This is a genomic window from Flaviflexus equikiangi, from assembly GCF_014069875.1.
GTDB lineage: Bacteria > Actinomycetota > Actinomycetes > Actinomycetales > Actinomycetaceae > Flaviflexus > Flaviflexus equikiangi.
The window spans coordinates 391,102-417,430 of the sequence record NZ_CP059676.1; the positions used below are offsets into that span (position 1 = coordinate 391,102).

The 26,329-nt window shown below is 63.9% G+C and carries 25 protein-coding genes, 2 tRNA genes and 1 pseudogene; 21 read left to right on the forward strand and 7 right to left on the reverse strand.

What is annotated here, in order from left to right; genetic code table 11:
* The first annotated feature begins 8 nt into the window (after window positions 1-8).
* Together H2O75_RS01810 and H2O75_RS01815 are read left to right on the forward strand one after the other, a co-directional pair.
* Window positions 9-884 carry a GDSL-type esterase/lipase family protein gene (locus tag H2O75_RS01810; protein WP_182172854.1) on the forward strand — a complete coding sequence of 292 codons (876 nt, stop codon included), beginning with the start codon at window positions 9-11 and terminating at the stop codon, window positions 882-884.
* A 46-nt stretch (window positions 885-930) separates the two neighbouring features.
* Window positions 931-1,446: a MarR family winged helix-turn-helix transcriptional regulator gene (locus tag H2O75_RS01815; protein WP_182172857.1), complete on the forward strand. Its 516-nt coding sequence runs from the start codon at window positions 931-933 to the stop codon at window positions 1,444-1,446.
* 73 nt (window positions 1,447-1,519) lie between these two features.
* Here the strand turns inward: H2O75_RS01815 and H2O75_RS01820 are convergent, their stop codons facing one another.
* From H2O75_RS01820 to H2O75_RS01835, 4 genes and pseudogenes are all read right to left on the reverse strand, one after another.
* Complete coding sequence (locus H2O75_RS01820; protein WP_182172860.1) at window positions 1,520-2,686, reverse strand: ABC transporter permease; 1,167 nt, start codon at window positions 2,684-2,686, stop codon at window positions 1,520-1,522.
* Window positions 2,686-3,600, reverse strand: a complete 915-nt coding sequence (locus tag H2O75_RS01825; RefSeq protein ID WP_182172863.1) for an ABC transporter ATP-binding protein — start codon at window positions 3,598-3,600, stop codon at window positions 2,686-2,688. Before H2O75_RS01825 ends, H2O75_RS01820 begins: the two co-directional genes overlap by 1 nt.
* 91 nt (window positions 3,601-3,691) lie before the next feature.
* Window positions 3,692-3,907, reverse strand: a pseudogene (locus H2O75_RS01830) (integrase core domain-containing protein); the annotation flags it as partial.
* 148 nt (window positions 3,908-4,055) lie between these two features.
* Window positions 4,056-4,745, reverse strand: coding sequence for a TetR/AcrR family transcriptional regulator (locus H2O75_RS01835; protein ID WP_220462759.1), 690 nt, complete (start codon window positions 4,743-4,745; stop codon window positions 4,056-4,058).
* 78 nt (window positions 4,746-4,823) lie between these two features.
* Here H2O75_RS01835 and H2O75_RS01840 point away from each other — a divergent pair.
* The 11 genes from H2O75_RS01840 (at window position 4,824) to H2O75_RS01890 (ending at window position 16,148) form a co-directional block, all read left to right on the forward strand.
* A tRNA-Gln gene (locus H2O75_RS01840) sits at window positions 4,824-4,897 on the forward strand.
* A gap of 57 nt (window positions 4,898-4,954) precedes the next feature.
* Window positions 4,955-5,977 (forward strand): NTP transferase domain-containing protein, encoded by a 1,023-nt coding sequence (locus H2O75_RS01845; RefSeq protein ID WP_182174827.1) that lies wholly within the window; start codon window positions 4,955-4,957, stop codon window positions 5,975-5,977.
* On the forward strand, window positions 5,974-6,957 hold the full coding sequence (locus H2O75_RS01850; RefSeq protein WP_182172866.1) for a ribose-phosphate diphosphokinase: 984 nt from the start codon (window positions 5,974-5,976) through the stop codon (window positions 6,955-6,957). Before H2O75_RS01845 ends, H2O75_RS01850 begins: the two co-directional genes overlap by 4 nt.
* A 193-nt stretch (window positions 6,958-7,150) precedes the next feature.
* Window positions 7,151-7,783 carry a 50S ribosomal protein L25/general stress protein Ctc gene (locus H2O75_RS01855; RefSeq protein ID WP_182172870.1) on the forward strand — a complete coding sequence of 211 codons (633 nt, stop codon included), beginning with the start codon at window positions 7,151-7,153 and terminating at the stop codon, window positions 7,781-7,783.
* 51 nt (window positions 7,784-7,834) lie between these two features.
* A complete protein-coding gene (gene pth, locus H2O75_RS01860) occupies window positions 7,835-8,413 on the forward strand; it encodes an aminoacyl-tRNA hydrolase (RefSeq protein WP_182172873.1) in 579 nt (192 codons plus the stop codon).
* Window positions 8,413-11,982: a transcription-repair coupling factor gene (gene mfd / locus H2O75_RS01865; RefSeq protein WP_182172876.1), complete on the forward strand. Its 3,570-nt coding sequence runs from the start codon at window positions 8,413-8,415 to the stop codon at window positions 11,980-11,982. Before pth ends, mfd begins: the two co-directional genes overlap by 1 nt.
* A gap of 40 nt (window positions 11,983-12,022) precedes the next feature.
* Entirely contained in the window at window positions 12,023-12,526 is a 504-nt protein-coding gene (locus H2O75_RS01870; RefSeq protein WP_182172879.1) for a hypothetical protein, read from the forward strand.
* Window positions 12,527-12,687: 161 nt separating this feature from the next.
* Window positions 12,688-13,968 (forward strand): phosphopyruvate hydratase, encoded by a 1,281-nt coding sequence (eno, locus tag H2O75_RS01875; RefSeq protein WP_182172882.1) that lies wholly within the window; start codon window positions 12,688-12,690, stop codon window positions 13,966-13,968.
* 88 nt (window positions 13,969-14,056) lie between these two features.
* Entirely contained in the window at window positions 14,057-14,656 is a 600-nt protein-coding gene (locus H2O75_RS01880) for an FtsB family cell division protein (RefSeq protein WP_240161571.1), read from the forward strand.
* Window positions 14,653-15,144: a DUF501 domain-containing protein gene (locus H2O75_RS01885; protein ID WP_182172885.1), complete on the forward strand. Its 492-nt coding sequence runs from the start codon at window positions 14,653-14,655 to the stop codon at window positions 15,142-15,144. Before H2O75_RS01880 ends, H2O75_RS01885 begins: the two co-directional genes overlap by 4 nt.
* Window positions 15,145-15,206: 62 nt before the next feature.
* Window positions 15,207-16,148 (forward strand): Ppx/GppA phosphatase family protein, encoded by a 942-nt coding sequence (locus tag H2O75_RS01890; protein WP_310650322.1) that lies wholly within the window; start codon window positions 15,207-15,209, stop codon window positions 16,146-16,148.
* 31 nt (window positions 16,149-16,179) lie between these two features.
* Here H2O75_RS01890 and nhaA read toward each other — a convergent pair whose 3' ends face one another.
* Window positions 16,180-17,460, reverse strand: coding sequence for a Na+/H+ antiporter NhaA (gene nhaA, locus H2O75_RS01895; RefSeq protein WP_259365280.1), 1,281 nt, complete (start codon window positions 17,458-17,460; stop codon window positions 16,180-16,182).
* A 120-nt stretch (window positions 17,461-17,580) separates the two neighbouring features.
* Here nhaA and H2O75_RS01900 point away from each other — a divergent pair.
* The 7 genes from H2O75_RS01900 to H2O75_RS01930 all read left to right on the forward strand — a co-directional run bounded on the left by H2O75_RS01900 (window position 17,581) and on the right by H2O75_RS01930 (window position 23,389).
* Window positions 17,581-17,657, forward strand: a tRNA-Leu gene (locus H2O75_RS01900).
* Window positions 17,658-17,854: 197 nt separating this feature from the next.
* On the forward strand, window positions 17,855-20,608 hold the full coding sequence (gene mbhE, locus H2O75_RS01905; protein WP_182172891.1) for a hydrogen gas-evolving membrane-bound hydrogenase subunit E: 2,754 nt from the start codon (window positions 17,855-17,857) through the stop codon (window positions 20,606-20,608).
* Window positions 20,605-20,958, forward strand: a complete 354-nt coding sequence (locus tag H2O75_RS01910; RefSeq protein WP_182172894.1) for a sodium:proton antiporter — start codon at window positions 20,605-20,607, stop codon at window positions 20,956-20,958. Before mbhE ends, H2O75_RS01910 begins: the two co-directional genes overlap by 4 nt.
* Window positions 20,955-22,466, forward strand: a complete 1,512-nt coding sequence (locus H2O75_RS01915) for a monovalent cation/H+ antiporter subunit D family protein (protein ID WP_182172897.1) — start codon at window positions 20,955-20,957, stop codon at window positions 22,464-22,466. Before H2O75_RS01910 ends, H2O75_RS01915 begins: the two co-directional genes overlap by 4 nt.
* A complete protein-coding gene (locus H2O75_RS01920) occupies window positions 22,463-22,822 on the forward strand; it encodes a Na+/H+ antiporter subunit E (protein WP_259365281.1) in 360 nt (119 codons plus the stop codon). Before H2O75_RS01915 ends, H2O75_RS01920 begins: the two co-directional genes overlap by 4 nt.
* Complete coding sequence (locus tag H2O75_RS01925; protein WP_182172903.1) at window positions 22,812-23,066, forward strand: MrpF/PhaF family protein; 255 nt, start codon at window positions 22,812-22,814, stop codon at window positions 23,064-23,066. Before H2O75_RS01920 ends, H2O75_RS01925 begins: the two co-directional genes overlap by 11 nt.
* A complete protein-coding gene (locus H2O75_RS01930; protein ID WP_182172906.1) occupies window positions 23,066-23,389 on the forward strand; it encodes a cation:proton antiporter in 324 nt (107 codons plus the stop codon). The genes H2O75_RS01925 and H2O75_RS01930 overlap by 1 nt, the downstream gene beginning before the upstream one ends.
* Here the strand turns inward: H2O75_RS01930 and H2O75_RS01935 are convergent.
* Both H2O75_RS01935 and H2O75_RS01940 read right to left on the reverse strand, forming a co-directional pair.
* On the reverse strand, window positions 23,386-24,585 hold the full coding sequence (locus tag H2O75_RS01935; RefSeq protein ID WP_182172909.1) for a Dyp-type peroxidase: 1,200 nt from the start codon (window positions 24,583-24,585) through the stop codon (window positions 23,386-23,388). The genes H2O75_RS01930 and H2O75_RS01935 overlap by 4 nt on opposite strands.
* On the reverse strand, window positions 24,582-25,049 hold the full coding sequence (locus H2O75_RS01940; RefSeq protein WP_182172912.1) for a copper chaperone PCu(A)C: 468 nt from the start codon (window positions 25,047-25,049) through the stop codon (window positions 24,582-24,584). Before H2O75_RS01940 ends, H2O75_RS01935 begins: the two co-directional genes overlap by 4 nt.
* A gap of 290 nt (window positions 25,050-25,339) precedes the next feature.
* Here H2O75_RS01940 and H2O75_RS01945 point away from each other — a divergent pair, with 290 nt between their 5' ends.
* Entirely contained in the window at window positions 25,340-26,296 is a 957-nt protein-coding gene (locus H2O75_RS01945) for a Bax inhibitor-1/YccA family protein (protein ID WP_182172915.1), read from the forward strand.
* Window positions 26,297-26,329 lie beyond the last annotated feature (33 nt).

Consider the following 26,329-nt stretch of genomic DNA (forward strand, 5'->3'; position numbering starts at 1 on the left):
GGACGAAAATGAGTGTTGTGGCCGGTCTGCTCGCGGCGGGACTGCTCCTCGTCCAGGGGATCAATCTCAACCCGGTCATGCTCGGGGACTCGTATGCGTCGGGCGCTGGCGCGGGGGACTATAGCGATGACCCTTGCGGGCGCTCTTTCCAAGCTGCGATCGAAGATGTCGGGCGCTTCTTCGGAGTGGACGTCACCAACGCGGCATGCAGTGGTGCACTGGTCGAGGACCTCGAGGGAACACGGATCATCGACGAACGGCGTCTGGGCTCTGACTGTTCGACAGACATGGTCGGCGCTACGGCGGCAGTGACAGGTAACGCTTGCGTCATCACACTCCCGCCCCAGGTTGAATCCGTCTCTGGTGCGACCGATGTCTTCGTCACGATCGGCGGAAACAACGTCGGCTTCGTCCAGATCGCCGGCATCTGCCTCATCCAGAACAGCGAAACGCGGTGCGCCAACGCCCTCGAGGAAGCGGCCGAGACGGTCGGCGATGTCATCGACCAGCAGCGCGATGCTCTCCTCGAGATCCGCACCATCGCACCCGATGCTCGGATCCACATCGTGCCCTACCCGAGAATCTTGGATGTGGGGATCGACCGCACCATCGGCAGTCTCGACGTCACGGCAGAAGTCAACGATCTCCAGGAGGATTGGGAGAACGATCTCCGTCAGCTCGCGGATGAGCTGGACGACGAGATCGGCGGCGTCTTCTACGTCGAGACTCTCACCCCCATATGGGAGGGCCACGGACTGGGGAGCGATGACAGCTGGATCCTCACGAGCGGAAGGATCTCCGGCCTCCTCCATCCGAGCGAGGAGGGATGGCGGGCCACCGGCACCGCCTATATCGCCCACCTCGGACTCACGGCATCGAACTGACCGCGGCCGCTATCAAAGAAATCTCGATATCGAGTATTCTGTTGTGATGAATACCAGTGGTGGCCATAGCGATGAGGTTGATGAGATCGTTGCCGCGTGGAAGCGTGAACGCCAAGATCTCGACTCATCACCGCTCGAGATCTTTTCTCGCCTTCTGCGCCTCAACCGTCATCTCGACAAGTTCCGCCGACAGGCGTTCGCTGCTCACGGTTTGGACGTGTGGGAGTTCGAGATGCTGTCCCTCCTGCGCAGGCAGGGGGAGCCCTATCAGGCGCAGCCCTCCCAGTTCATGTCCGAGCTCCTTGTCGCCTCAGGCACCCTCACCCACCGGATCAATACGATGGTGGAGCGCGGCCATGCCATCCGCCACCAGGATTCTCGCGATCGCCGCATCAAGTACGTGCGGGCAACCCCCCTCGGCATCACCAAGTCCGACCGTGCGATGGAGGACCTGCTCCGCAGCGAAGCGGCGATGGTGCAGCACATCTCCGCCGAGGACCAGCACACCATGAGCCGTATTCTCCGCGACATGCTCGTGCCGTTCAGCGGCGAAACAGCATAGTCGACGCCCCTCGAGACATGGAGATGGGGACCGACCGTGACCGGTCGATCCCCAAGACAGCGCGGTGCGAGGCCTAGGCTGAGCGGAGCGCCTCCATGATCTTCATCCGGGTACCCGTGTGCAGGATCGATCGTTCGTAGATCTTCCCCGCCAGGGCCGCGAGGAGCGGAATGGTGACGAGGCACAGGCCGATGGCGATGATGAGATCGGTTGCGGGAAGGTCCGTGAATGCCGCTCTCACCGGCATGACGAACGGGCTGAAGAACGGAACGAAGCCGACGATCTGGGTGAGAGTCGAGTCAGGATTGTCCGGCACGTAGAACATCGCGAAATAGAACGGGACGATCGAGAGGAACACCATCGGCCCCGTGATCGCACCGATGTCCTCCTGGCGTGAGACGGTGGCCGCCAGGCCGCCCGTGATCGACGCGTAGATGATGTATCCGAGGAGAACCCACACGAGAAGCATGGGGATGTAGGTCGCAATGTTCACGTCCGGCAGGAGCCCGGCGATCGTGGCTGCGATGACGATCGCGGCGACGTAGACCGCCACCATCGACAGGATCGCGAGGCCGATGCCGAGGAACTTCCCCATGAGGAGAGTGCGGGGCCGGATTGTTGCCAACAGGATCTCGACCACCCGTGACGTCTTCTCCTCGACCACGCCCGTGGCCAGGATCGAGATGCCGAACACGATCATGCCGTAGACGAGGGAGACCGTCAGGAGGGCGACGAAGAACTGGACGGGATCGAAGTCGGAACTCCCGATGATCGTGGCCGCCAGGTTCTGCGCCTGGGATATGGCCTCGAGAGCCTCAGACGTTGCCTCATCGCCGAACTGCTCCGTGATGACATAGTCTGTCGCGGCAGTCTGGGTGATTGTCGTGATGAGATCGAGGTTCTCCGCGCCATCCAGCGCGAAGATGATGGGGTTGCCAGGCTCCGCGGTGATGAGAGCATCGAGACTCTCATCGCCCGCCAGGATGTCCTCCGGCGTGCCGGTGGCCTCGACCACGACGAGGCCCGATTCTTCTAGAGTGTCGGCGAGTGGCATGGCAGAGTCGGTCACGCCCACGGTTGCCGCGACGACCTCCGTCTCCGCATCGCGTTCGAGGAGGACCTTGCCGAGAACACCGGCGGCAATGATGAGGATCGCCATGACGATCGTGGAAACGATGAGGGATTTGGATCGGAGCTGCGCCTGGAACTCGCGGCGCGCGACGAGGTATACGGACTGCATCAGTTCTCCTTCTCGGTGCCGGGACCGGTCGAGACGACGTGGCGGAAGAGCTCTTCGAGGTGGGGACGGCGGCGGGAGAACTCATAGACAGGGCCGGCTGCCATGGCCGTGCGCAGGATCTGCTGCTCGTCATAGCCCGGGGGAGTGACGAACGTGCGGATCAGTGTCTCGCCGCGAGTCTCCTCGGCGCTGATCGTCACACCCTCGAACGTAGCCTGCGAGTCCGCGCGCGTGACGAGAACATACTCTGGGGTTTCGGTCTGGCGCAGGTCGTCGATCGCGCCGACGGTGACCATCGAGCCGGCGGAGACGATACCCACCCGGTCGCATAGCCTCTCGACAAGATCCAGCTGGTGGGAGGAGAAGATGACGGGAACGCCCTGGCGGGTCTTCTCCCGGAGCACCTCGGACATGACATCGACGGCGACGGGGTCAAGGCCGGAGAACGGCTCGTCGAGAACCATGATCTGGGGGTCCGAGACGAGGGCGGCGGCGAGCTGGACGCGCTGCTGGTTGCCGAGGGAGAGGGTCTGGACGAGATCGTTCCTGCGATGCTCGATACCGAGCTTCTCCGTCCACAGCTCCATGTCTGTGACAGCCTGGGCAGGGGAGACCCCGTGCAGCTGAGCGAGATAGACCAATTGGTCCCCGACTTTCATGCGGGGATAGAGTCCGCGCTCTTCCGGCATGTAGCCGATCTCGCGGCGGGTGCGATGGTCGAGCGGCTGGCCCTTCCACGTGACACGGCCGGAATCGGATGAGAGGACGCCGAGGATGATGCGCATGGCGGTTGTCTTGCCGGCACCATTCGAGCCCACGAATCCAAACATTTCTCCCGGATTGACGTGGAAAGATAGTCCATCCAGTGCTGTCACGGGGCCGTACGATTTGTACAGGTCCTCTATGGCAAGCATGAGGAGCTCCTTACGATGTGATGAGTTCTGTGCAGTCTCGAATCTACACGAGCCCGCCACGGACCTCTCGTCAGGAGCTAGTTGTACCCGGTCAGGACGTTGGTGGCAGTCGGCTAATGGGTGGCTTGCCTCCGAGTGCTGAGTGGCGTCGTTCATTGTTGTCGTACTCGAGCCAGGGTGCAAGTGCTGCGGTGCGGTGCTCGCTGCAGGTGAAGACGTGCCGGTATGCCCACTCGGTCTGCAGGGTCCGGTTGAAGCCTTCGACCTTTCCGTTCTGCCATGGGCAGTGCGGCTTGATGAACTTCTGACGGATGCTGTGCCCGGCGCAGAGCCGGGCATGACGATGGGACACGAGAACCTCCGTGGTTGTGAAGACGTCAGATATCTCCACTAAGCACGGAGGTTCCCCCTTTACGCAAACCGACCAACGCCACCAACCTCATGGCCGGGTACAGCTAGTCGGCGGCGCCTGGAGTCTCCCTGCCGTCGTTGCGCGTGACGGGCTGCGGATGGAGCTCGAGACGGTGCAGACCATTCCACAGCAGGTTGACCGTGTGATCGGCAATGTCCTGCTTCGATCGCGACTGGACCGGCTCACCCGCCGCCTCGGCCTCACGCTCCGCAATCCACCACATGCCGACCTGCGCGACAGCGCCCCCGAGGAGCTGCCCGTAGAGGGGGAGGATCGCCGGATCGAAGCCCTGCCGCTCGAACATGGCGGCCATGAGGCCCGTCAGGTGCTCCGTGACCTCACCGATCACCGGGGAGAACACCCCCGTCGACACGCCTGCGGGGGATTGGTGGGCGAGAAGACGATACCCATCCGGGTTCGATTCGAGGTAGTCGAGGAGCGCGAGGATCGTGTCCCCGAGAGCCTTGCGCGGGGTCGCGTCCTCCGGGAGGGACACGGCAAGGGTCGACATGAGAACGTTGATCTCCCTGTCCACGATGACCTGGTAGAGGCCTTCTTTGCCCCCGAAGTGTTCGTAGAGGACAGGTTTGGAGACACCGGCTGCGAGCGTGATCTCCTCGATCGACGTGGCATCGTAGCCGCGCTGCGAGAAGCTGGCGCGAGCGATCTCGATGAGCTGGAGACGGCGTTCGGACCGTGACATGCGAACTTTTCGTGCGGGAGCATCGTTCATGTGACCAGTATTCCAGAACATTCCGCGCCGATGCTTTGTCTCACCCCCGCACAACCTGGCAGACTGGAGCCTGTGCAATCCGCCCTGGTGTAATGGCAGCACAGAGGCCTTTGAAGCCTTTAGTTCAGGTTCGAACCCTGAGGGCGGAGCCACAAAGTCGAGGGAATAGGCGCACCAACGCCACTTTCCGTCGTAGGGTTGAGATCGTGATGAGAGAGTTGACCGTGACGAGCGAGCATCGCCCCACAGTAATCGTTCTGGCCGCTGGTGCCGGGACTCGAATGAAATCTTCGACCCCGAAAGTGCTCCACGACGTGTGCGGACGCTCCCTCGTGGGTCACGTCCTCCACGCCGCATCAGCAGTCGAACCTGAAAGGCTCGTCGTTGTCGTGCGCCACCAGAGAGACCTGGTAGCCGCCCACATCGCCGACATCGCCCCCGAGGCGATCATTGCCGACCAGGACGAGATTCCGGGCACCGGGCGGGCCGTCTGGTGCGGCCTCCAGGCACTCCCTGACGATCTCGAGGGGCCCGTCCTCGTGACGGCCGCGGATACTCCTCTGCTCGACGGGGACACCCTGGTGGGCCTCATGGCGGCACACGAGGGCAATGACATCACCGTCTTGACGACCCGGGTGCCGGACGCGACGGGCTACGGGCGTATCGTCCGCGACGAGGCCGGCATCATCTCCTCCATCGTCGAGCATCGGGACGCCACCCCCGAACAGCTTGAGATCGACGAGATCAACTCCTCCATGTACGTTTTCGATGCTGGGCTTCTCCGCACCATGCTCAACGGCCTGGGGACGGACAATGCGCAGGGCGAGATGTACCTGACCGACGTGATCTCCAACGCCTACAAGCAGGGCATCCCGATCGGCTCCTACCTGGGTGATCCGCTCTGCGTCGAGGGCGTCAACGACAGGGTTCAGCTTGCCGCGCTCCGTTCGATCATGAACCGCCGTCTCCTCGAGAAGGCCATGAGGGCGGGCGTCACGGTCGAAGATCCCTCCTCCACCTGGGTCGAGGTCGGGGTGACATTCGAGGAGGACACGCTCGTCCGCCCCGGAAGCTACCTGACTGGGTCAACCTCGATCTCCACGGGTGCCGCAGTCGGCCCCCACGTCTACCTCGACTCCGTCCATGTCGGACCCGGCGTCGATGTTTCGTTCGCACACCACTCCCACACCTCACTCAAGAACGACAGCTCGATTAAGGACGGACAGTCATGACCGGTATCCACTCCACCGGAGCTAAACACCTCGTGATCGCCAGCGGGCGGTCGCACCCGGGGCTGGCAGCCGAAGTTGCCGAATACCTTGACATCGATCTTCTCCCGAACACGATCTACGACTTCGCGAACGGCGAGATCTACGTCCGTTTCGATGAGTCCGTCCGCGGAGCAGACGCCTTCATCATCCAAACCCACACCCCTCCGGTCAACAAGTGGCTCATGGAGTCCCTCATCATGGTGGACGCCCTCAAGCGAGCATCCGCCAAGCGCATCACCGTCGTCGCACCCTTCTACCCCTACGCACGCCAGGACAAGAAGCATCGCGGCCGCGAGCCGATCTCCGCTCGTCTCATCTCCGACCTGTACAAGCAGGCCGGTGCGGACAGGATCATGAGCGTCGACCTGCACGCCGCCCAGGCGCAGGGCTTCTTCGACGGCCCCGTCGACCACCTGTGGGCCATGCCCACACTCGTGGAATACGTGCGCACCCGCATCGATCCCCAGAACACGGCAGTCGTCTCGCCGGATGCTGGCCGCATCCGCGTCGCCGAACAGTGGGCGGACCGCCTTGGCGGCACCCCGCTTGCCTTCGTCCACAAGACGCGTGACATCTCCCGCCCCAACCAGGCGGTTGCCAACCGTGTCGTCGGCGACGTCCAGGGCCGCACCTGTGTGCTCGTCGACGATCTCATCGACACTGGCGGCACGATCTGTGAGGCGGTGCGCGTCCTCCTCGAGGCAGGCGCCGCCGATGTCATCGTGGCGGCCACGCACGGCGTGCTGTCCGAGCCCGCAGTCAAGCGACTGTCCGAGTCCGGCGCTCGGGAAGTGATCGTGACAGACACTGTCCCGATCGAACGGGACAAGCGCTTCAAGGAGCTGACAGTCCTCCCCATCGCACCCGTTCTCGGCCGTGCGATCCACGAGGTCTTCGACGACGGTTCGGTCACGAGCCTCTTCGACGGAGCTCATTCCTAAGCCAGCCGCGAGACGTGAGGGGAGCCATAACGGCTCCCCTTCGCTCGTCAACCCCGGGTGCGTTACCATGTATGGGTTGCCTCGGCGAGGGAGGCGGATACGTCCGCACTCCGTTATCGACGCGGTCCCAGTGTCACCCGGCACATGGCCTACGAGGCTCATGCACACACGTGCCGAACTATAAGGAGACACCATGGTTGATTCCGTCAAGCTGACCAACACCACACGCGAAGACTTCGGCAAGGGCGCTGCTCGTCGCCTCCGCCGCGCAGGCCTCGTTCCCGCCGTCGTCTACGGCCACGGCGCCGAGACGATCCACATTGCTCTTGACGCCCACGAGACGTTCCTCGCCGTGCGCCACAACCAGAACGCCCTCGTCACCGTCCAGGTGGACGGCAAGGACCAGCTCGCACTCGTCCGTGACATCCAGCGTCACCCCATGACGTGGGACATCGAGCACGTCGACCTCATCGCGATTCGCGCTGGCGAGCAGGTTGAGGTCACCGTCCCCGTCACGATCGTCGGCGAGTCCGCTCCGGGCACCGCAGTCACGACCGATCTTCTCACCGTCACGATCATGGCGAACGCCACGGCAATCCCCGAGTCGATCGAGGTCAACGTCGAAGGCAAGCCTGCAGGCACGCAGTTCCGCATCGCCGATCTCGAGCTCGGCGAAGGCGCATCGACAGAGATGGATCCCGAGGATCTCGTCGTCTCCGTCATCGTCCCCCAGGGAGACGCCGCCCTCGAAGAGGCCGATGCTGCCGCTGCGTCCGCAGCGTCCGACGAGGCCGGCGCTGCTGCTGCGAATGCAGATTCTGAGTAATTGAACGATGAGCGCCCGGGCATGTCCCGGGCGCTCGTCATGGGAGCTGGTATGAAGGCAATAGTTGGTCTCGGCAATCCGGGACCGAAGTATGCGAATACGAGGCACAATGTCGGTCACATGGTGATCGACGAGCTGGTGCGTCGCACGGGCGGTAAGCTCTCGGCGCACCGCTCCCGCACATACATCATGACGGGCAGAGTGAACTCCGCCCCCTTGGGCGAAGGCAGCTTCGTCCTCGGCATCTGCGACAGCTACATGAACGTGTCCGGCGGGCCGGTGTCGGCGCTGCTCAAGTATTTCAAGATCGAACCGTCCGAGTTGCTTGTCATCCACGACGATCTGGACCTGCCAGCACACCAGCTGCGGTTGAAGGACGGCGGCGGGGAGGGCGGCCACAACGGCCTCAAGTCGATCTCGACCTCCATCGGTTCGAAGAACTATCAGCGGCTCCGGATCGGTGTCGGCAGGCCTCCCGGTTCACAGGACGCTGCCGATTTCGTGCTCAGCCCCCTCGTGGGCAAGGCACGGACGGAATATGACGTGACGGTGGCAAAGGCGGCGGATGCTGTTGAGGACGTCCTCAACATTGGTTTCGTCGCGGCCCAGGCCCGCCTGCATTCGCTCTGATGGATTTCACCGCACTCCTGCAGCGGCTGCGCCACGAGCCGACCCTGTCGTCACTGCCCGTCAGCCGCGACCCGCTCCTCAACGTGGGAATGCCGCTCGGCCTTATCCCCGGAGCGCTCTCACTGCTTGCGACCGATGGGGATCGCCCCACGATCGCTATCACACCGACAGGTCGCGACGGCGAAGAGCTCGTCGGTGCCCTCGCGGCCTACCTGCCGCGTGAGCAGGTCGATTTCCTGCCCTCGTGGGAGACGCTTCCCCATGAGCGCCTCTCGCCACGGGCTGACACTGTCGCGAAGCGACTGTCCGTCCTGCGCCGTCTCGCACATCCGGAGGAATTCGATAAGCTCTCCGTCCTCGTCGTCCCCATCAGGGCGCTCCTTCAGCCCGTCGTTGCGGGCCTGGGGGAGATGGCACCGGTTCGGGTGGCCACGGGAGACACGATCGAGCTGGAGTCCCTCGCGACAGCTCTCGTCAACGCCGCCTATGTTCGGGTCGACATGGTCGATTCGCGCGGACAGTTCGCGATCCGCGGCGGCATCCTCGACGTCTTCCCGCCGACCGAGCCGCATCCGCTCCGTATCGAGTTCTTCGGTGACGAGGTGGACGAGATCCGTTCCTTCGCGGTTGCCGACCAGAGGTCGCTCGACGTAGTCGAGAGCCTGTACGCACCGCCGTGCCGCGAGATCCTCATCGATGGAGACGTTCGTGAACGGGCCCGTCGTGCAGCGGATGATCTTCCCGGCGCACGCGACATGCTCGAGAAGATCGCCCAGGGTATCGCCGTCGAGGGCATGGAGTCCCTCGCCCCCATCCTTGCTGGCGGGATGCAGCCCGTCCATGAGCTGTTCGATCCGATGTCACGAGTCGTCGTCGTCCAGCCAGAGCGCGTGTTCTCCCGCAGCCAGGATCTTGTCGCGACGACAGAAGAGTTCCTTGCGGCCGCCTGGTCCTCCGCCGCCGCGGGCGGCGACGTTCCCATCACCGTCTCGGATGCGTCGTTCCTGACCATCGAGAACGTGCGCCGCGGTGTGCGTGAGCGCGGCATGGCATGGTGGACGTTCGGTGGTTTCACGGGCGATCCCGATGCGACGGTCGTCGATGCTCAGGAGCCCAAGACATTCCACGGGAACATGGACGGCGCCCTGAAAGACATGGGGCTGCTGGCCCAGCAGGGCTGGTGGCCCGTCATCGTGGTCGAGGGCGGAGGTCTCGGACGCCGTATCGCCTCCGAACTCAACGCGCACGACATCTCGGCAGAGTTCGTTCCCGAGCTCGTCGAGGAGATTCCTGGCGTCGTCACGGTCACCGCCGCACCCATCTCCACCGGTTTCCTCATCCCCAGCATCAAGCTTGCCGTCCTCGCCGCCTCTGACATGACGGGACGCGGGGGCTCCTCGACGAAGGATATGAGGAAGATGCCGTCGCGCAGGCGCGCGGGTGTCGACCCTCTCCAGTTGAGCCCAGGCGACTACATCGTCCACGACCATCACGGCGTCGGCAAGTTCCTGCGGATGGATGCTCGCGCGATCGACGGTACCGATGGTGCCAAGCGCGAATACCTCGTCGTCGAATATGCTCCGTCGAAGCGGGGCATGCCTGGCGACCAGCTGTGGATCCCCACGGATTCCCTCGATCTCGTCTCCCGATACTCCGGGTCCGAATCCCCCCAGGTGTCGAAGATGGGAGGGGCGGACTGGTCGAAGACGAAGGCGAAAGCCCGTAAGGCGACCGAGGCGATCGCAGGTGAGCTCGTCCGTCTCTACGCGACGCGCAAGGCCACGAAGGGCTACCAGTTCTCTCCCGATACGCCGTGGCAGCGGGAGCTCGAGGACGCGTTCGCCTACGTGGAGACTCCGGACCAGCTGGCGACGATTGAGGAAGTGAAGCGGGACATGGAGTCGCCGACTCCCATGGATCGTCTCATCTCCGGCGATGTCGGGTACGGCAAGACGGAGATCGCGATCCGCGCCGCCTTCAAAGCAGTCCAGGATTCGAAACAGGTGGCGGTCCTCGTCCCCACCACGCTTCTCGTCTCGCAACATTTGGAGACCTTCGAGGAGCGCTACGCGGGCTTCCCCGTCACCGTGGCCGGACTGTCGCGTTTCCAGTCGGAAGAGGAATCGGAGCGCGTCAAGCGCGGCATCGCCGATGGCACGATCGACGTCGTCGTCGGCACGCACCGCCTCCTCACCGGCTCCATCTCCTTCAAGGATCTCGGCCTCGTCATCATCGATGAGGAGCAGCGCTTCGGCGTCGAGCACAAGGAGACCCTGACTCAGCTGCGCGCCAATGTCGATGTGCTCTCCATGTCCGCGACACCGATCCCGCGAACGCTGGAGATGGCAGTCACCGGCATCCGCGAGATGTCGACACTCGCGACGCCACCAGAAGAGCGCCACCCCATCCTCACGTATGTCGGACCTGCCGAGGAGAAGCAGGTGACGGCCGCGATCCGCCGCGAACTCCTCCGCGACGGGCAGGTGTTCTACGTCCACAATCGGGTGCAGAGCATCCGGGCGCGAGCGAAGGCCATCGAAGAGCTCGTCCCCGAGGCTCGTGTCGGCGTCGCTCACGGGAAGATGAGCGAGAAACAGCTCGAGACCATCATCCAACAGTTCTGGGATCGCGAGATCGACGTCCTCGTCTGCACAACGATTATCGAGACAGGCCTCGACATCTCGAACGCCAACACCCTCATCGTCGATAACGCGGAGCGTCTGGGTCTGTCCCAACTCCATCAGCTGCGCGGGCGCGTCGGCCGCGGGCGCGAACGCGCCTACGCCTACTTCCTGTACCCGGTGGACAAGGCCATGACGGAGACCGCGGTCGCGAGACTCCGCACCATCGCCTCCCACACCCACCTCGGCTCCGGCATCCAGGTCGCGATGAAAGACCTCGAGATCCGCGGAGCGGGGAACCTGCTCGGCGGTGAACAGTCCGGGCACATCGCCGGAGTCGGATTCGACCTCTACGTGCGGATGATCTCCGAACAGGTCGAGGCCATGCAGGCCATGCTGTCAGGCGGGCGTCGAGACGAACCCGAACCTGCACCCATCAGACTCGATCTGCCGATCGAGGCGGCCGTGCCGACGACCTACGTGCCGCAGGAGAGCCTCCGCCTCGATATCTACTCGAAGGTGGCGAACGCGACAAGTGAGGCCGCCCGCGACGAGATCCGTGCCGAACTCCTCGACCGCTACGGGCCGATCCCGCCCGCGGTGGAGCGCATGTTCCTCGTGTCCCAGATCAGGGAGACGATGAGGGAAGCGAAGCTCGAGGACGCTGTCGTGCAGGGCGAGTACCTGAGAATGTACCCGGTAGCCCTCCCGGATTCGCGCCAGGCCAGGCTCAAGCGCCTCCATCCGCGCACCGTTCTCAAGCCTGCCGTACGATCGGTCCTTATTCCGCTCCCCGTCAAGGGGGCGGCCCGCCTCGGCTCAGCCCCGGAGCTCGTCATGAACGAGGAGTTCGGAGAATGGTTCACGGCACTCCTGCAATCGGTTTTCCTGCCGGATGCTGAGGGACGCGGCGGCAACAATCCCGATCAGACAGGGCAACGCCCGTGAAAAGGCATATCATGACAGCAGTCGATCCCTTGGAGGAACAGTGAAGAAGCTTGTTGCGCTTGTCGGCGCAGGCCTGCTCATGGCCGCATGCTCGGCCAACCCGTCGTCCGCGGCCCAGGTCAACGGTGAGACGATCACCATTGCTGAGCTTGCCCAGGTGCAGGCCGACTTCCAGGACAACGGCGTCAACTCGCTGGCGGACGGTGTCCTCAACATGATGATCAACGCTGAAGTGGCGAACGAGATCATCGCCGACGCGGGACTGTCCGTGCCGGAGGAGATGCGCCAGACGGTGTTCAGCCAGCTCGGCCTCAACCCGGACGGCGAATACTCCGCCGCCACCGACGAGATGATCGATTTCCTCGCGTTCACGCTCGTTGTCCAGCAGGGCCTGTACACGGTCGACGAGATCAACCCGGTCCTTACCGCTCTCGGGGAGGCCGATGTCGAGGTCAACCCGCGCTTCGGGACGTGGGATAGCGAGAATTTCGCGATCGCGCCCCTGGTCCGTGACTACGTGACGAGCGAACAGCCGAGTATCTGACCGCTCCCGAGATGTGAACCTTCGTCCGTGTTGGTGAACAATCGTTCACCAACCGGTGAATATCACAGGCCGGTCGCAAAGTCCCAGATACAAACGTCCCTTTCCAGACTAGACTGAGTGGTGGTTATACGACCGCATGTCTATCTTGTGAAGGAGTCCCAGTGGCCATTATTGAGGCACTGAACGCCCGTGAAATTCTTGATTCCCGTGGCAACCCGACCGTTGAAGTTGAGGTGCAGCTGGACGATGGTGCCTACGCCATCGCACAGGTTCCCTCGGGAGCTTCGACAGGCGCCTTCGAAGCCGTTGAACTCCGTGACGGTGACAAGGGTCGCTACCTGGGCAAGGGTGTCGAGCAGGCCGTCGACGCCGTCATCGAAATCATCGAGCCCGAGGTTGTCGGCCTGGAGGCCGACGAGCAGCGCGTCCTCGACCAGGTCCTCATCGACCTCGACGGCACGCCCAACAAGGCGAAGCTCGGCGCCAACGCCATTCTCGGCGTGTCTCTCGCCGTGGCGAAGGCAGCAGCAGAGTCCGCTGGCCTGCCCCTCTACCGCTACCTCGGCGGCCCGAACGCCCACGTTCTGCCCGTCCCGATGATGAACATCCTCAACGGCGGATCCCATGCGGACTCCAACGTTGACATCCAGGAGTTCATGATCGCTCCCGTCGGCGCTCCCACGTTCAAGGAGTCGGTCCGCTGGGGTGCAGAGGTCTACCACTCCCTCAAGTCGGTCCTCAAGGAGCGCGGCCTCAACACGGGTCTGGGCGATGAGGGCGGCTTCGCACCGAACCTCGACTCCAACGCGGCAGCGCTCGACCTCATCGTCGACGCCATCGTCAAGGCCGGCCTCGAGCCGGGCAAGGACATCGCCCTTGCTCTTGACGTCGCCTCGACCGAGTTCTTCAAGGACGGCGCGTACACGTTCGAAGGCGGCCAGAAGACCGCCGACGAGATGATCGCCTACTACGAGAAGCTCGTTGCCGACTACCCGCTCGTCTCCATCGAGGACCCGCTGTCCGAGGACGAGTGGGAGGACTGGGCATCCCTCACCGCACAGATCGGTGACCGCGTCCAGATCGTCGGCGACGACCTGTTCGTCACCAACCCCGAGCGTCTCGCCCGTGGTATCAAGGGCCGCTCCGCGAACGCCCTCCTCGTCAAGGTCAACCAGATCGGCACCCTCACGGAGACCCTCGACGCCGTCGAGGCAGCACACCGTGCAGGCTTCAAGTCGATGACGTCGCACCGCTCCGGCGAGACCGAGGACACGACGATCGCCGATCTCGCTGTGGCCACCAACTCCGGCCAGATCAAGACCGGTGCACCGGCCCGCGGCGAGCGCGTCAACAAGTACAACCAGCTGCTCCGCATCGAGTACGGTCTCGGTGACGCGGCGTCCTACGCGGGTCGCAACGCCTTCCCGCGTGCGTCCTTCTGAGCTGGTTCAGCGACACAGTCTGAGTTAGTTCAGCGACACAGAGTCGGCCCTGCGGGACATCCCGTGGGGCCGGCCCTAGTATGGGGACATGAATTCTCGTCGCCCAGGCTCCTCCCGCGGTCCCACCAGGCCGGGTGCACGGACGAAGACCGCCAGGGCGAGCGAAGCGAAGCAGACCGGCATGTCCGGTGAGCCGCGGCTCAAGGCCGGTTCGACCCGCCGGTCGCTCGTGTTCGGCGGGGCCTCCGGGAAACCGAAAACCCTCTCCCTGCGCGCCCTTGCGATCGCCCTCTCGATCATGGGCGCGATCATCCTCGTCGCTCCCACACTGTCGAGCTATCTCGATCAGCAGCAGCAGCTGCGCGACGTGAATGCGTCCGTCGACGAAGCCCAGGCCCGTATCCGAGCACTCGAATCAGAGGCGCTCCTGTGGAGCGATGACGAGTACGTGACAGCCCAGGCCAGGGAGCGTCTCGGGTACGTCAAGCCAGGACAGATCCTTTACATGGTCAACGATCCGGAGGCGGGCACCGCTGAGGATGAGAGGGAGGCTCTCGAGGTCGAACTCGAATACAATCGCAGGGCCGCAACACCATGGTTCACGACCATGTGGGATTCGGTGACGGTGGCAGGCTACAGCTCGGGCGAGGCAGACACGCCCGCGGATGAGAAAGAAGACAGCAAGTGACAGTTTCGTCAAAGGACCTGGCCTCCCTCGAACGGCAGCTCGAAAGGGTTCCGCGCGGTGTCAAGGCGATTGCCGCTCGCTGCCGGTGCGGGGAGCCGACCGTGGTCGAGACCGCACCGCGGCTCGAGGACGGAAGCCCATTCCCGACCCTGTTCTATCTCACCCACCCCCAGGTCGTGCTCGAAGTGTCACGGCTCGAAGGCAGCCACATCATGGCCGAGCTGACCGAGCGCCTGGCAACGGACGAGGAGCTCGCCGCACAGTACGCCGCCGCGCACGAGGACTATCTGGCACGCCGCCGCGAGCATGCCGTCGTGCCCGAGATCGACGGCGTCTCCGCGGGCGGCATGCCCACGCGCGTCAAATGCCTCCATGCACTCGTCGGCCACAGCCTCGCGGTCGGCCCCGGCATCAACCCCATCGGCGACCTCGCGCTCGACATGATCGACTGGTCGGTCGACACGTGCACGTGCATGGCGTCTGACTAGGCGACGAGAAGAATCACGATTTCCGGCTCGAAACGTTCCGTCGATCGTGGCACTCTTGAGTGGTGAAAGTTGCCGGTATTGATTGCGGAACAAACTCCATCCGCCTCCTCATCGCCACGGTAGAACCGGGCCAGCCGCTGCGCGACCTCGAACGGACGATGACAGTCGTCCGGCTCGGGCAGGGCGTCGACAAGACGGGCATGTTCGCCCACGATGCTCTCGAGCGCACGTTCGACGCCGCCGAACGGTACGCGGACCTGTGCCGCCAGCACGAAGTCGAAACCATCAAGTTCGTCGCGACATCGGCGACACGCGATGCTGGGAACCGTGCTCTGTTCGTGTCCGGCATCGAGGAGCGCCTCGGAGTCACCCCGGAAGTGATCTCGGGACAGCGCGAAGCCCAACTGTCCTTCTACGGGGCCGCCTCCGTCATCGACAGCCCCGAGCCCGTCGCCGTCGTCGACCTGGGCGGGGGATCGACCGAGATCGTCCTCGGGTCCGTCACGGATGGTGTGATCGGCTCTCATTCGATGAATGTGGGTTGTGTTCGCATGCACGAACGCCACCTCGTCTCGGACCCGCCCACCGAGGACGAGATCGCGGCTGCCCGGAGCGATGTTCGTGCGGCTCTCGATGAGGCCGCCTCCGTCGTGGACCTGTCGAGGGCTACGCGACTGGTGGGACTGGCAGGGACGGTGACGACAGTGACGGCACGCGCCCTTGGGCTGACGCACTACGATCCGGCACGGATCGATGGCGCGACACTCAGCGTCGATCGAGTCCTGGCCGCCTGCGAGTGGCTCATGACGGCGACACGCGAAGAACGTTCCGCCGAAGGATACATGCATCCGGGACGGGTCGATGTCATTCCCGCGGGCGCTCTCGTCTGGTCCGAGGTGATCCGCCGATGTGCTGCCGAGATGGTATCCCTCGACAGCGTGACAACGTCAGAGCACGACATCCTTGACGGCATCGCCCTCTGGGCGGCCGGCAGGCTTGCCTGATCGGAAATCAATCACGGGCGATCACACGTCGCTAGGCTCGATCGTCCGCGCCCTGTTCGTCGATATTGGGACGACCATCGAGACGAACATCGTCCGCCGTCGCATCGCCCTCCCCGGCCTCCGCGTGCCTCGTGCGGGCCCTCAGGCGCAGGGCGATCGCACCGAGGACGGATGCGAGGACGGAGCCGAGGATCACGGCCACCCGGGCGTAGCCCGAGTAGGGATCGTCGGGTGCGAACGACAGGGATGCGATCAGGAGGGAGACGGTGAATCCGACTCCCGCGACGAGAGACACTGCCGCAATATCGGCAAGGTGCAGGCCTTTGCCGAGGCGGAGCCTGAACACTGATGTCAGCAGGGCAGTGCCGCCCCAGATTCCGAGGAACTTTCCGAACGGCAGGGCGAGATAGATGGCGATCGCGACAGGGTTCGTCAGCATCGCACCGAAACCACCGCTGTCGATGACGTTCACCCCTGCCGCGAAGAACGCGAAGATGGGGAGGACGATTCCGGCTGACCAGAACTCGAACCGGCCGCCGAGAACCTCGGTCAGGGGCTTCTTCTCGACGCCCCGGGTGAGAGCAGGGACGGACAGTCCCATGAGAACGCCCGCGATCGTGGCGTGGACACCCGCCTCGTGCATAGCCGTCCAGGCGATCAGCGCGATCGGCCACAGGATCCACCAGTGGGTGATTCGCTTGTTGACGAGAACCGCGAAGACGGCGATCAGTGCGAAGGATGCTCCGAGCCAGAGGAACGAGATCTCGTCCGTGAAGAAGATGGCGATGACGGTGATGCCGAGCAGATCATCGACGACGGCGAGGGTGAGGAGGAAGGTGCGTGCCGCGAGCGGCAGGCCCTTCCCGAACAGGCCGAGGACGGCGAGCGCGAAGGCGATATCTGTCGCGACGGGGATCGCCCAACCGTCGTAGACTCCGGTACCGGAGGCTGCGACGACCGCGACGTAGACGAGGATGGGGCCTACCATGCCGCACACCGCGGCAAGCATGGGGACCAGGGCCTGCTTGATGTCGCGCAGGCTGCCCGTGACGAACTCGGTCTTCAGTTCGAGGCCGACGACGAAGAAGAAGATCGCGAGGAGCCCGTCCGCAGCCCACGTCCCGATCGTCAGATCGAGGTGCAGGGCTTCGGGGCCGATCACCGTATTCGACAGTGACGCGTACGCGTCCCGCCATGGAGAGTTCGCCCAGAAGAGTGCGATAGCGGCACCGAGGAGGAGCATGCCTCCCGCGAAGGTTTCCGAATGCAGTTTCTCTTTGTACCACGCAACCGGATTTTTGACGTTGTTCAATGGATGTCCATTTCAGAAAGCGAATGAAGACGAGATACGAGTGCCTTTAGTCTAGATCTCTTTGCCTGAAGCAGAGACTCGATTCAGGAAACGGGAGGGGAGTGGGCATAATAGTCCTGGGCCCCCGTAGCCCAATCGGCAGAGGCAGTCGACTTAAAATCGATGCAGTGTGGGTTCGAGTCCCACCGGGGGTACCACGGCGGCCACGATCACAATATCTCTGTTCGCCGACGGCGTGAGGCTCCATCCGCCGAAAAAAACCTGCTAAGTTTGCACCCAGTAATGGTGAGTCGGGAAGCCTGGTCGACATAGGTCCACTTTGAGGAGTACCCGAATGTCAATCTCGCCGCCCTGCCTTCCTGCCCTGCCTCTCGCTCATCTCGGGACGTAGAGCATGCCTCTCGTCGCAGCCGTCACGCTTGCCTGGGCCCTCGTTCTTCTGACCCCGCTCCTCGTCCGGCTGGCCGGCAGGTATGTCGGATGGTCTCTCGGCCTCGGACTGCTCGCCTCCTACGCCATCCTTGTGGGAGCGCGCGATGGAGGTGTGGTCTTCGAGGAGCTGCCGTGGGTGCCCGCACTCGATATTGCCCTGCGGCTGCGAATGGACGGGCTGTCGTTCCTGTTCGCCACCGTGGTCCTCGTCGTCGGCGCCATCGTCCTCATCTACTCCACGAGCTATCTCCGGGCTCGAGCATCGACCGGTTTCTACATGATGATGTCGGCCTTCGCGGCCGCCATGCTGACGCTCGTCCTCGCGGACGACATTGTCGTGCTCTTCATCGCCTGGGAGCTGACCACGATCTGTTCCTTCCTTCTCATCCTCCGGTCGGGACAGAACGCGAGAAAACCAGCGACCCGCACGCTCTTCATCACCGCGGGCGGCGGGCAGGCGCTTCTCGGTGCCGTCGTCCTCATGATCGCCACGACGGGCACAACCCAGCTCAGCGCGATCCTGGCGGATGATGTGTGGCGAGACGACCCCGTCATCACCAGTGTCGTGACCGTTCTCGTCGCGGTTGCCGCCATGACGAAATCGGCCCAGTTCCCGTTCCACTCGTGGCTGCCGGACGCGATGGTCGCTCCCGCCCCGGTCAGCGCCTACCTGCACGCCGCCGCGATGGTCAAGGCCGGCATCTTCCTCCTCATGCTCTTCGCCCCTGTCCTGGCCGAGACGACCCTCTGGCATGTCATCCTGATCCCCGTCGGTCTCGTCACGAACATCATGGGGGCTGTCTTCGCGATCCGAAGCAAAGACATCAAGCAGATCTTCGCGTACTCGACCGTCAGCCAGCTGGGCCTGCTCGTCGCAGTCATCGGCATCGGCACGCCGCTTGCGATGATGGCAGCCAGCGCCCACGTCATCGCCCACGCCCTGTTCAAAGCCTCGGGGTTCATGGCCGTCGGCGTCATCGAACGCCGCACCGGTACTCGGGATGTGCGAGAGCTTCGCGGACTGTGGCGGGGGATGCCGTGGCTGTCGCCAGCTATCGTCCTGGCGGTGGCATCGATGGCGGGAGTGCCGCCCCTCCTCGGCTTCGTGACGAAAGAACTCGTCATCGACACCTTCGCGTCCTCAGGGTCAAGCCTCGCGATCGGCTTGACCGTCACCATCGTCGGCGGTGCCGCCCTCACAGTCGCCTACAGTGTGCGCCTGCTCGTCCCGATCATGGTCGGCCCGCGCGCAGAGGTCGCACCCTGGCGCGACAGCGCCGTCATGTCAGGCTCCGTTGCTGTCACCGGGATTGCCGGGCTGGTTCTCGGAGTCGGCGTCGCGGGACTCACCGGTCTCGTGAGGCCAGCGGCGGCCGTGTCCTCCGGTAGTCCCGTGGCGGATCTGCCGACGCTCTACCTGTGGCACGGGTTCACCATCCCCCTGCTCGGATCCGTTGCCGCACTCGTCGCTGGCACAGCCCTTGCGCTCTTCTATCTGAAGAGCTCCCATGCAGTCGAAGACAACGTGCCGGGGACTCTCACCGCGACAGGGATCGTGCAGGCAACCCTTGACGGCATCATCTCCTCGGGGCATCGGGTGGGGAACCTGACGCGGCACGATTCCCCGGCCGCGAATCTCGCGGTGCCCATCGGCCTTGTCGCAGCGGCGGCGTTCGCACTGCCATCTTTGTGGCGGGGCATGCCGGAGCACGTCATGGGCTTCGACTATGTCGATGCTCTGCTGCTGGCCATGGTCGTCATCGGCACTGTCGTTGTCGTACGGGCACGGTCTCGTCTCACGGCCCTCATCATGCTCGCCGTCGTCGGCTTCGCCGCCGTCCTATGGTTCTTCGTGCTCGGTGCGTCCGATGTTGCTCTCACCCAGCTTCTCGTCGAGGTGCTGACCGTCGTCGTCCTGGTTCTCGTCCTCAACCGCATGCCCCGCATGTTCGACAAGGGAACCCGAGTGCGGAAATCTGTGACGGTACCCATCGCACTCCTCGCGGGCGTGACTGCCACGCTGGCCACGCTCACGTTCTCGGGCCACAGGGATCTGTCGGATGCCGGTGCCTTCTTCCTCTCCGAGGCGGAGGAGCTCACGGGTGGAACGAACGTCGTCAATACGATTCTCGTCGACTTCCGAGCCCTCGACACTCTCGGTGAGCTCGTGGTCCTCTCGATCACTGCCGTCTCTCTCACGGCACTGCTCGATGCTCGCAGGCTCTCCCGGACACGGCACGTCCCGGTGGCCCCCACAATCCTCCAGGACCCGGTCCGCAACGTCATCATTCTGAGAGACTCGGGCAGGTTCCTCATCCCGGTCATGATCGTCATCTCGCTCTATGCGCTCGTGCGCGGCCACGGAGCACCCGGAGGTGGCTTCATCGCCGCCCTCATCGGGGCGGCAGGCTTGGCCACCGTCTACCACGCCGCACCGACGAACCGTGTCGCGTCCCTCGACCGCTCCTACCTCGGCATCGCAGGCATCGGCATCATCGTCGCCGTGGTGACAGGCTTCCTCGGTTTCGCTGAGGGATCGTTCCTCCGCCCGCTGCACCTCGACATCGCAGGAATCCATGTCACGACAGCACTCATCTTTGACCTCGGCGTCTACTTCGCCGTTCTCGGCGTGATCCTCGCAGCGATCAACAGACTCGGCATGCCGCAGCCCATCCCGGCAGACGCCCCCACCCCGACTGAAGCGAGGACATCATGATCGTGGCCCTGACCGTCGGAGTCCTCATCGCGGGCGCGACCTACCTTCTGCTGCAGCGTGACCGGTTCAAGGTCATCATCGGTTTCATGTTCCTCTCCCACGGCGTCCATCTCGCCATCTTCACCTCGGGAGGGACGGACAGGCGCGATGAGCCGCTCGTCAGCAACCCGAATCTTGCGACAACGGCAGACCCGCTTCCGCAGGCCTTCGTCCTCACCGCCATCGTCATCTCCTTCGCCGTCACCATGTACATGGTTGTCCTCGCGGTCACGGGAGACGATGAAGAGTCTGACAGTGCCATCGAGACAGAGGCCGTGCCCTACGGCGCGATCGACGGGGAGGTCCGATGATCGAGTCCGCCCTGACACTCTTCCCAGCCGTTCCCCTTCTCGGCGCCGGCATCGCCGCGCTCGCGGCATCTCAAGTGACGCTCATGAGGCGTCTGCTCCTGATCGTCCTCACCGTGAACACTGCCGCCGCGGCATATCTCGTTGCCGCGACCGCTGACGGCTCCGTCTTCGCCCACCAGGTGGGGGATTGGCCCGCCGGGATATCGATCCCGTTCGTCCTCGACGCTTTCTCGGCTCTCATGATGCTGGTTGCCGGGGGACTGATCCTCGTCAGCGTCGTCTTCGCTCTCATCGCGGGCACCGGCCGCCATCGCCTATTCCCCGCCCTCATCCTCACGCTCCTGGCGGGCGTGAACGGCGCCCTCCTGACCGGAGACCTTTTCAATCTCTTCGTCTTCATCGAAGTCATGCTCATCCCCTCCTACGGGCTCCTCGTCCTGTCCTCACGGGGGGAGGGCACCGCACGGTCTGTGACGGGCTCGCGCATCTACATCACGTTCAACCTCTTCGTGTCCACCCTGTTTCTCGTCGGCGTCGGCTTCGTCTACGGCACGGCGGGTACGGTCAACATGGGAGAGTTGGCGGGCAGCGCCGCAGAGTCACCCCAGGTCGCCGCAGCTGTCGCGATCTGTCTCGCCGCGCTGGGGATGAAGGCGGCGGTCGTCCCCGTCCACGGATGGCTGGCACGGTCCTATCCCTCGACATCACCCGCGATCACGGCGCTCTTCTCCGCTCTCCACACGAAGGTCGCCATCTACGCCATCTACCGGATCTATGCCGTGGTCTTCGAGGGGGATCAACGCTACCTGTGGATCGGCGTGGTCCTCTTCAGTGCAACGATGCTCGTCGGCGTTCTCGGCGCCGTCGGCGAGGAGCGCATGCGCTCCATCCTCGCGTTCCACATGGTCAGCCAGATCGGATACATCCTTCTCGGGGTTGCACTCTTCACCCCGCTCGGCCTGGCAGCCGGAATCTTCTACCTCCTTCACCACATGATCGTCAAAGCCTCCCTCTTCCTCTCCGTCGGTGCCCTCGAGGAAAGGTTCGGTACTGATCGGCTCAGCGAGCTCAAGGGCAGGATCGGCGCGGATCCCCTCATCGCGTCAGCGTTCTGCTTCGCGGCGCTCTCCCTCGCGGGACTGCCGCCCTTCTCCGGGTTCTTCGCGAAGCTCACCCTCCTCACGGCCGCGGCCGACAAGGGAGAGTACGGCGCGATCATCGTCGCGCTGATCGTCTCCCTCATCACGCTCCTGTCGATGCTGAAGATCTTCAACGTCGTCGTCGCACCCTCGTTCACTCGGGAGGAGCCCGCCGAACCCGTCGGCGATGGTGGAGTCGCGGTGGATCAATACAAGCGGACAAGCCTGCGTCTCGCCGCTCCCGCACTCGTTCTCGCCGGTGTCACGCTCATGCTGGGTCTCGGCTCCCAGGTGTTGATGGAGCTTGCGATCACAGCGGCCGGCGGCCTGGTCGACACGACTGCCTACGTGGAGGTGTTGACCCGATGATTGCGACATTGCCTTTTCGGATGATTGCCTTCGCCGCGTGGTTCATTGCCGTGTTCGTCAAGAGCTCCGGCACTGTCCTTCTCGACATCCTCGTTCCCGGCTATCAGGCCACGCCGAGAATCGTCCGACTGCCGCTCGGCGACGTCAGCAGCTACCACGCGACAACCCTCTCAATCCTCATCACCCTGACCCCCGGGACCGTGGCCCTCGGGGTCACGGGAGATGACACTGAAGGGACGACGCTTCTCGTCCATTCCCTCCATCACGCGAGCTCGGACGAGGCCCGCGACTCTCTCCTCGACATGAACCGGCGCCTCGCGAGGGCCTATCGGATCGGAGGCCGGAATGATTCTTAACATTGCGCTCACGGCGTGCGTACTCAGCGCCGTCCTCTCCGTCATCCGCATCAAGACCGGCCCGACCCCCGCAGACCGTGTCGTCGCGGCCGACCTCCTCACCTTCAGCGTCGTCGGCATGCTTGCCATCATCGGCACCCGCATCGCACGGATCGGCACCTTTGACCTCATCGTCGTCGCGACGCTTGTCGCATTCCTCTCCGCGGTCGCACTCGCCCGCGTTCTCACCGGAGGTGACAGGTAGTGGACCTCGTCGGACAGCTCATCGCCCTCCTCGGAGCTCTCGTCTTCCTCACGGCCGGCATCGGCATCTTCCGCTACCGCGACGTGTACGGCCGCATGTCAGCCGTTGCCACAGCCTCCGGGGTTGGTATCGTCCTCGTCACCATCGGAGTTCTCCTCGTCAACTTCGAACCCGGCAACATTGTGAAAGGAATCGTGGCCATCATCCTGCAGCTCATGACGGCCTCGATCGCCTCCATCATCATCGCCAGATCCGCCATCAACTCCGACCATCCGTTCAGCGACGACACCGATACGGAGGAGATGAAGCCTACCCAGGGCTAGGCCAGGAGAGTATCTCCGATGAATCCACCCTCTGAGCAGCCGGGCGGGATCGCGAACACGGCGGAACCGATCGGCACAGTCCATTCGTTCAACAGATCGAGTTCGTCGAGGCGCTTCTGAAGCGGAATGTACTGGCGGTCAACCCTGGCCTGGAACGAGGCGAAGATCTGACCCGCATTCGACACCGTGCTGCTCGGCGGGGCGTCATCATAGTTGTAGGGCCTGCGGAAGATCTTCTCCTCCGGATTGTCGGACCGGGCCCGGCGAATATGGGCATAGTCGGCGATGATGGGGAAGCCGACCGCGTTGACAGCCTCGAAGTCGGGTTCGTCGTGCTCTTCCCCGCCCGTCAAAGGTGCGCCCGTGTCCTGCGTGCGGCCGATCGACTGCTCCCGGCCCGGACGATCGAGCTGATCCCACGTCTCAAGGTCCATGCGGATGCGGCGAAGAACGAGAGATGTGCCGCCCCTCAACCAGCCCTCATCAGACCACACAACCGAATCGAACTCGGCCGTGCCCGGTTCCGGGTTGACAGTGCCATCGAGCTGGCCGAACAGGTTCCTCATCGTCGCATTCGCAGGCTTTGATCCCGCCGCCCTGCGAAAACCCGTCTGCAGCCACCGAAGCGTTGCGAAGCTTCTCGTGTCCTTGAGGAGCATGCGGGCGGCATGCGAGACGGTGACAGGATCATCGGCGGCAACCTGGATGAGAAGATCGCCGTCGTTCCATGCCGGATCGAGATCATCGATCGTGAACGCGGGAAGGGGCGCCAGCCAGGCCGGGACAGCATCAGCGTCAGCCCGGCGGACGAAACCCGGCCCGAAGCCGAACGTGATCGTCAACCTGGCCGGAATAAGGGCAAGCTCCGGCTCAGAATCAGCGAGGGCGGGACGCCCCTGCGTGAGCCTGGCCGCGTCATCCGTCAAGATCACCATGAGCTTGCGCAGCCCGTCACGGTCGACGTCCGGGAGCAGGTCGAAGGAGTAGAACGAGGCGAAAGCCTGCGGCCGCGTCGCAATCCCGGACTGGTGCGTTCCGTAGAACGGTTCCACTGCCGAACCGTGCTCAGCCTCCCCAGCGGGGGGCGACAGTGCACGATCGATTCCGACCGCTGCAGCGGCCCCGAGGCCTGCCGCGCCGCCGAGAAAGAGCCCTCGCCGAGTCAGGCCCGCCGGTTCCGGCCGCTGCGGTGTCATTCGTCTGAGTCGTGGTAGCTTTCGTTCGCGCCATCGTAGTCCTTCGCGATGGCAGAGAACTCGAACGTGTCCCCGTCGTCGAGGGTGGCCGTGAACTCGATCTCGTCGCCCGCCTCGATCGGCTCGGTCACGCCCATGAGCATGAGGTGATTGCCGCCCGGCTCGAGCACGAGATCGCCCCCGGCCTCGATCGTGAAGCCGCCCGAGATCTCCTGCATCGACATCTCGCCGTCCGTACCCATGACGGTCTCGTGAAGCTCGACCCTTTCGGCCGCGGGAGACGTGACGGAGACGATGACGACCGGTTCGTCGCCATCGTAGGAGAGGGTGCCGAAAGCGCTCGTCATATGCTCATCGGATGCTTTCACCCACGTGTCGACGACGGATATCGTGGGGTCGCTCTCGCTTGAGCAGGCTCCGAGGATCAGCAGGCAGGCCGTCGCCGCAGACAGGCGTTTCAGCATCACGTTTCTTTCTGTTCACGGCCGTCGAGTCCCGGCCATCGCGAGTGGAGAGCACGGCACGTCCGTGCCGCCGCGAGACAGTATATCGGCTCGCAGTGGGGCGATGGCGGGGTTTGACCGAGAAGAGCAGGCATTTCCCCGCCTGCTGTGCCCCCGGTCACTCCCAAGCTTGACGTTGCCTGAGTTCGTGGGTTCGTCCCAGCGGGAAATGCGACGACTGATCTGGGCAGGGCCAAGCCCGTTGTATAGACTGCAGTTAGTGTCAAACGAGATCTTGGAGGAATTGCACAATGAGCAATCCGATTATGTCGCGCAACCCGTATTTCACGGAGCAGCGCACGCCCGCGGGATACCCGGCCATGCCGGGCTACCAGCCGGGCGAAGGACAGCAGCCCCCGCAGGGCTACACGCAGCAGGCCCCGCAAGGTTACCCACAGCAGGGGTACGCGCAGCAGGGCTACGCACAGCCTAACCAGCCGCGGTACAGCTACGATCAGGAGCCGACAGTCTTCGGCGGGCAGGATCGCGCGGCGAACGGCGAACCGGCACTGACGTATGAAGACATCATGATGAAGACCGGGATCCTTCTCGGTGTCACCATCATCACGGCCATCCTCTCCTGGATGCTCTTCGTTCCGGAGAACGGCGACTCGGCCGCCATGTCGACCGCGCTCGGCGTGGCTGTCATCAGCTCCCTCGCAGCGTTCGGCGTCGGCATGGTCATGGCGTTCAAGCGTCAGCTCGGCCCCGGCCTCACCATCGGCTACTCGGCACTGCAGGGCATCTCCCTCGGTACCCTGACCGGCGTTCTCGAAATCATGTACGAGGGCATCGCCATCCAGGCCGTTCTCGCAACAGCTTCCGTTGTGGCCGTGTGCTGGTTCCTGCACACGTCAGGCCTGGTCCGCACCACCCCGAAGGGCATGAAGGTCGTCTTGACCATCATGATCGCCGGAATCGTCTTCTCCCTCGCAAACCTCCTCCTGTCCTGGACCGGAGTCATCGACGCACCGTGGGGAATGCGCTCCGCTGAAGTCATGGGCATCCCCCTCGGCGTCATCCTCGGCGTCGTCATGATCGTCGTCGCCTCCTACATGCTGATCAACGACTTCGAGGTCGCCAAGATCGCTGTCGCAAACCGCGCCCCGCGCTCGTTCGCATGGACTGCGGCGGTCGGCATCGTCATGACGATCCTCTGGATCTACCTCGAGGTGCTGCGCCTGATCGCGATCCTCAACCAGGACTAACCGCACCACCGTCGACGACGGTGCGCAGAGAGG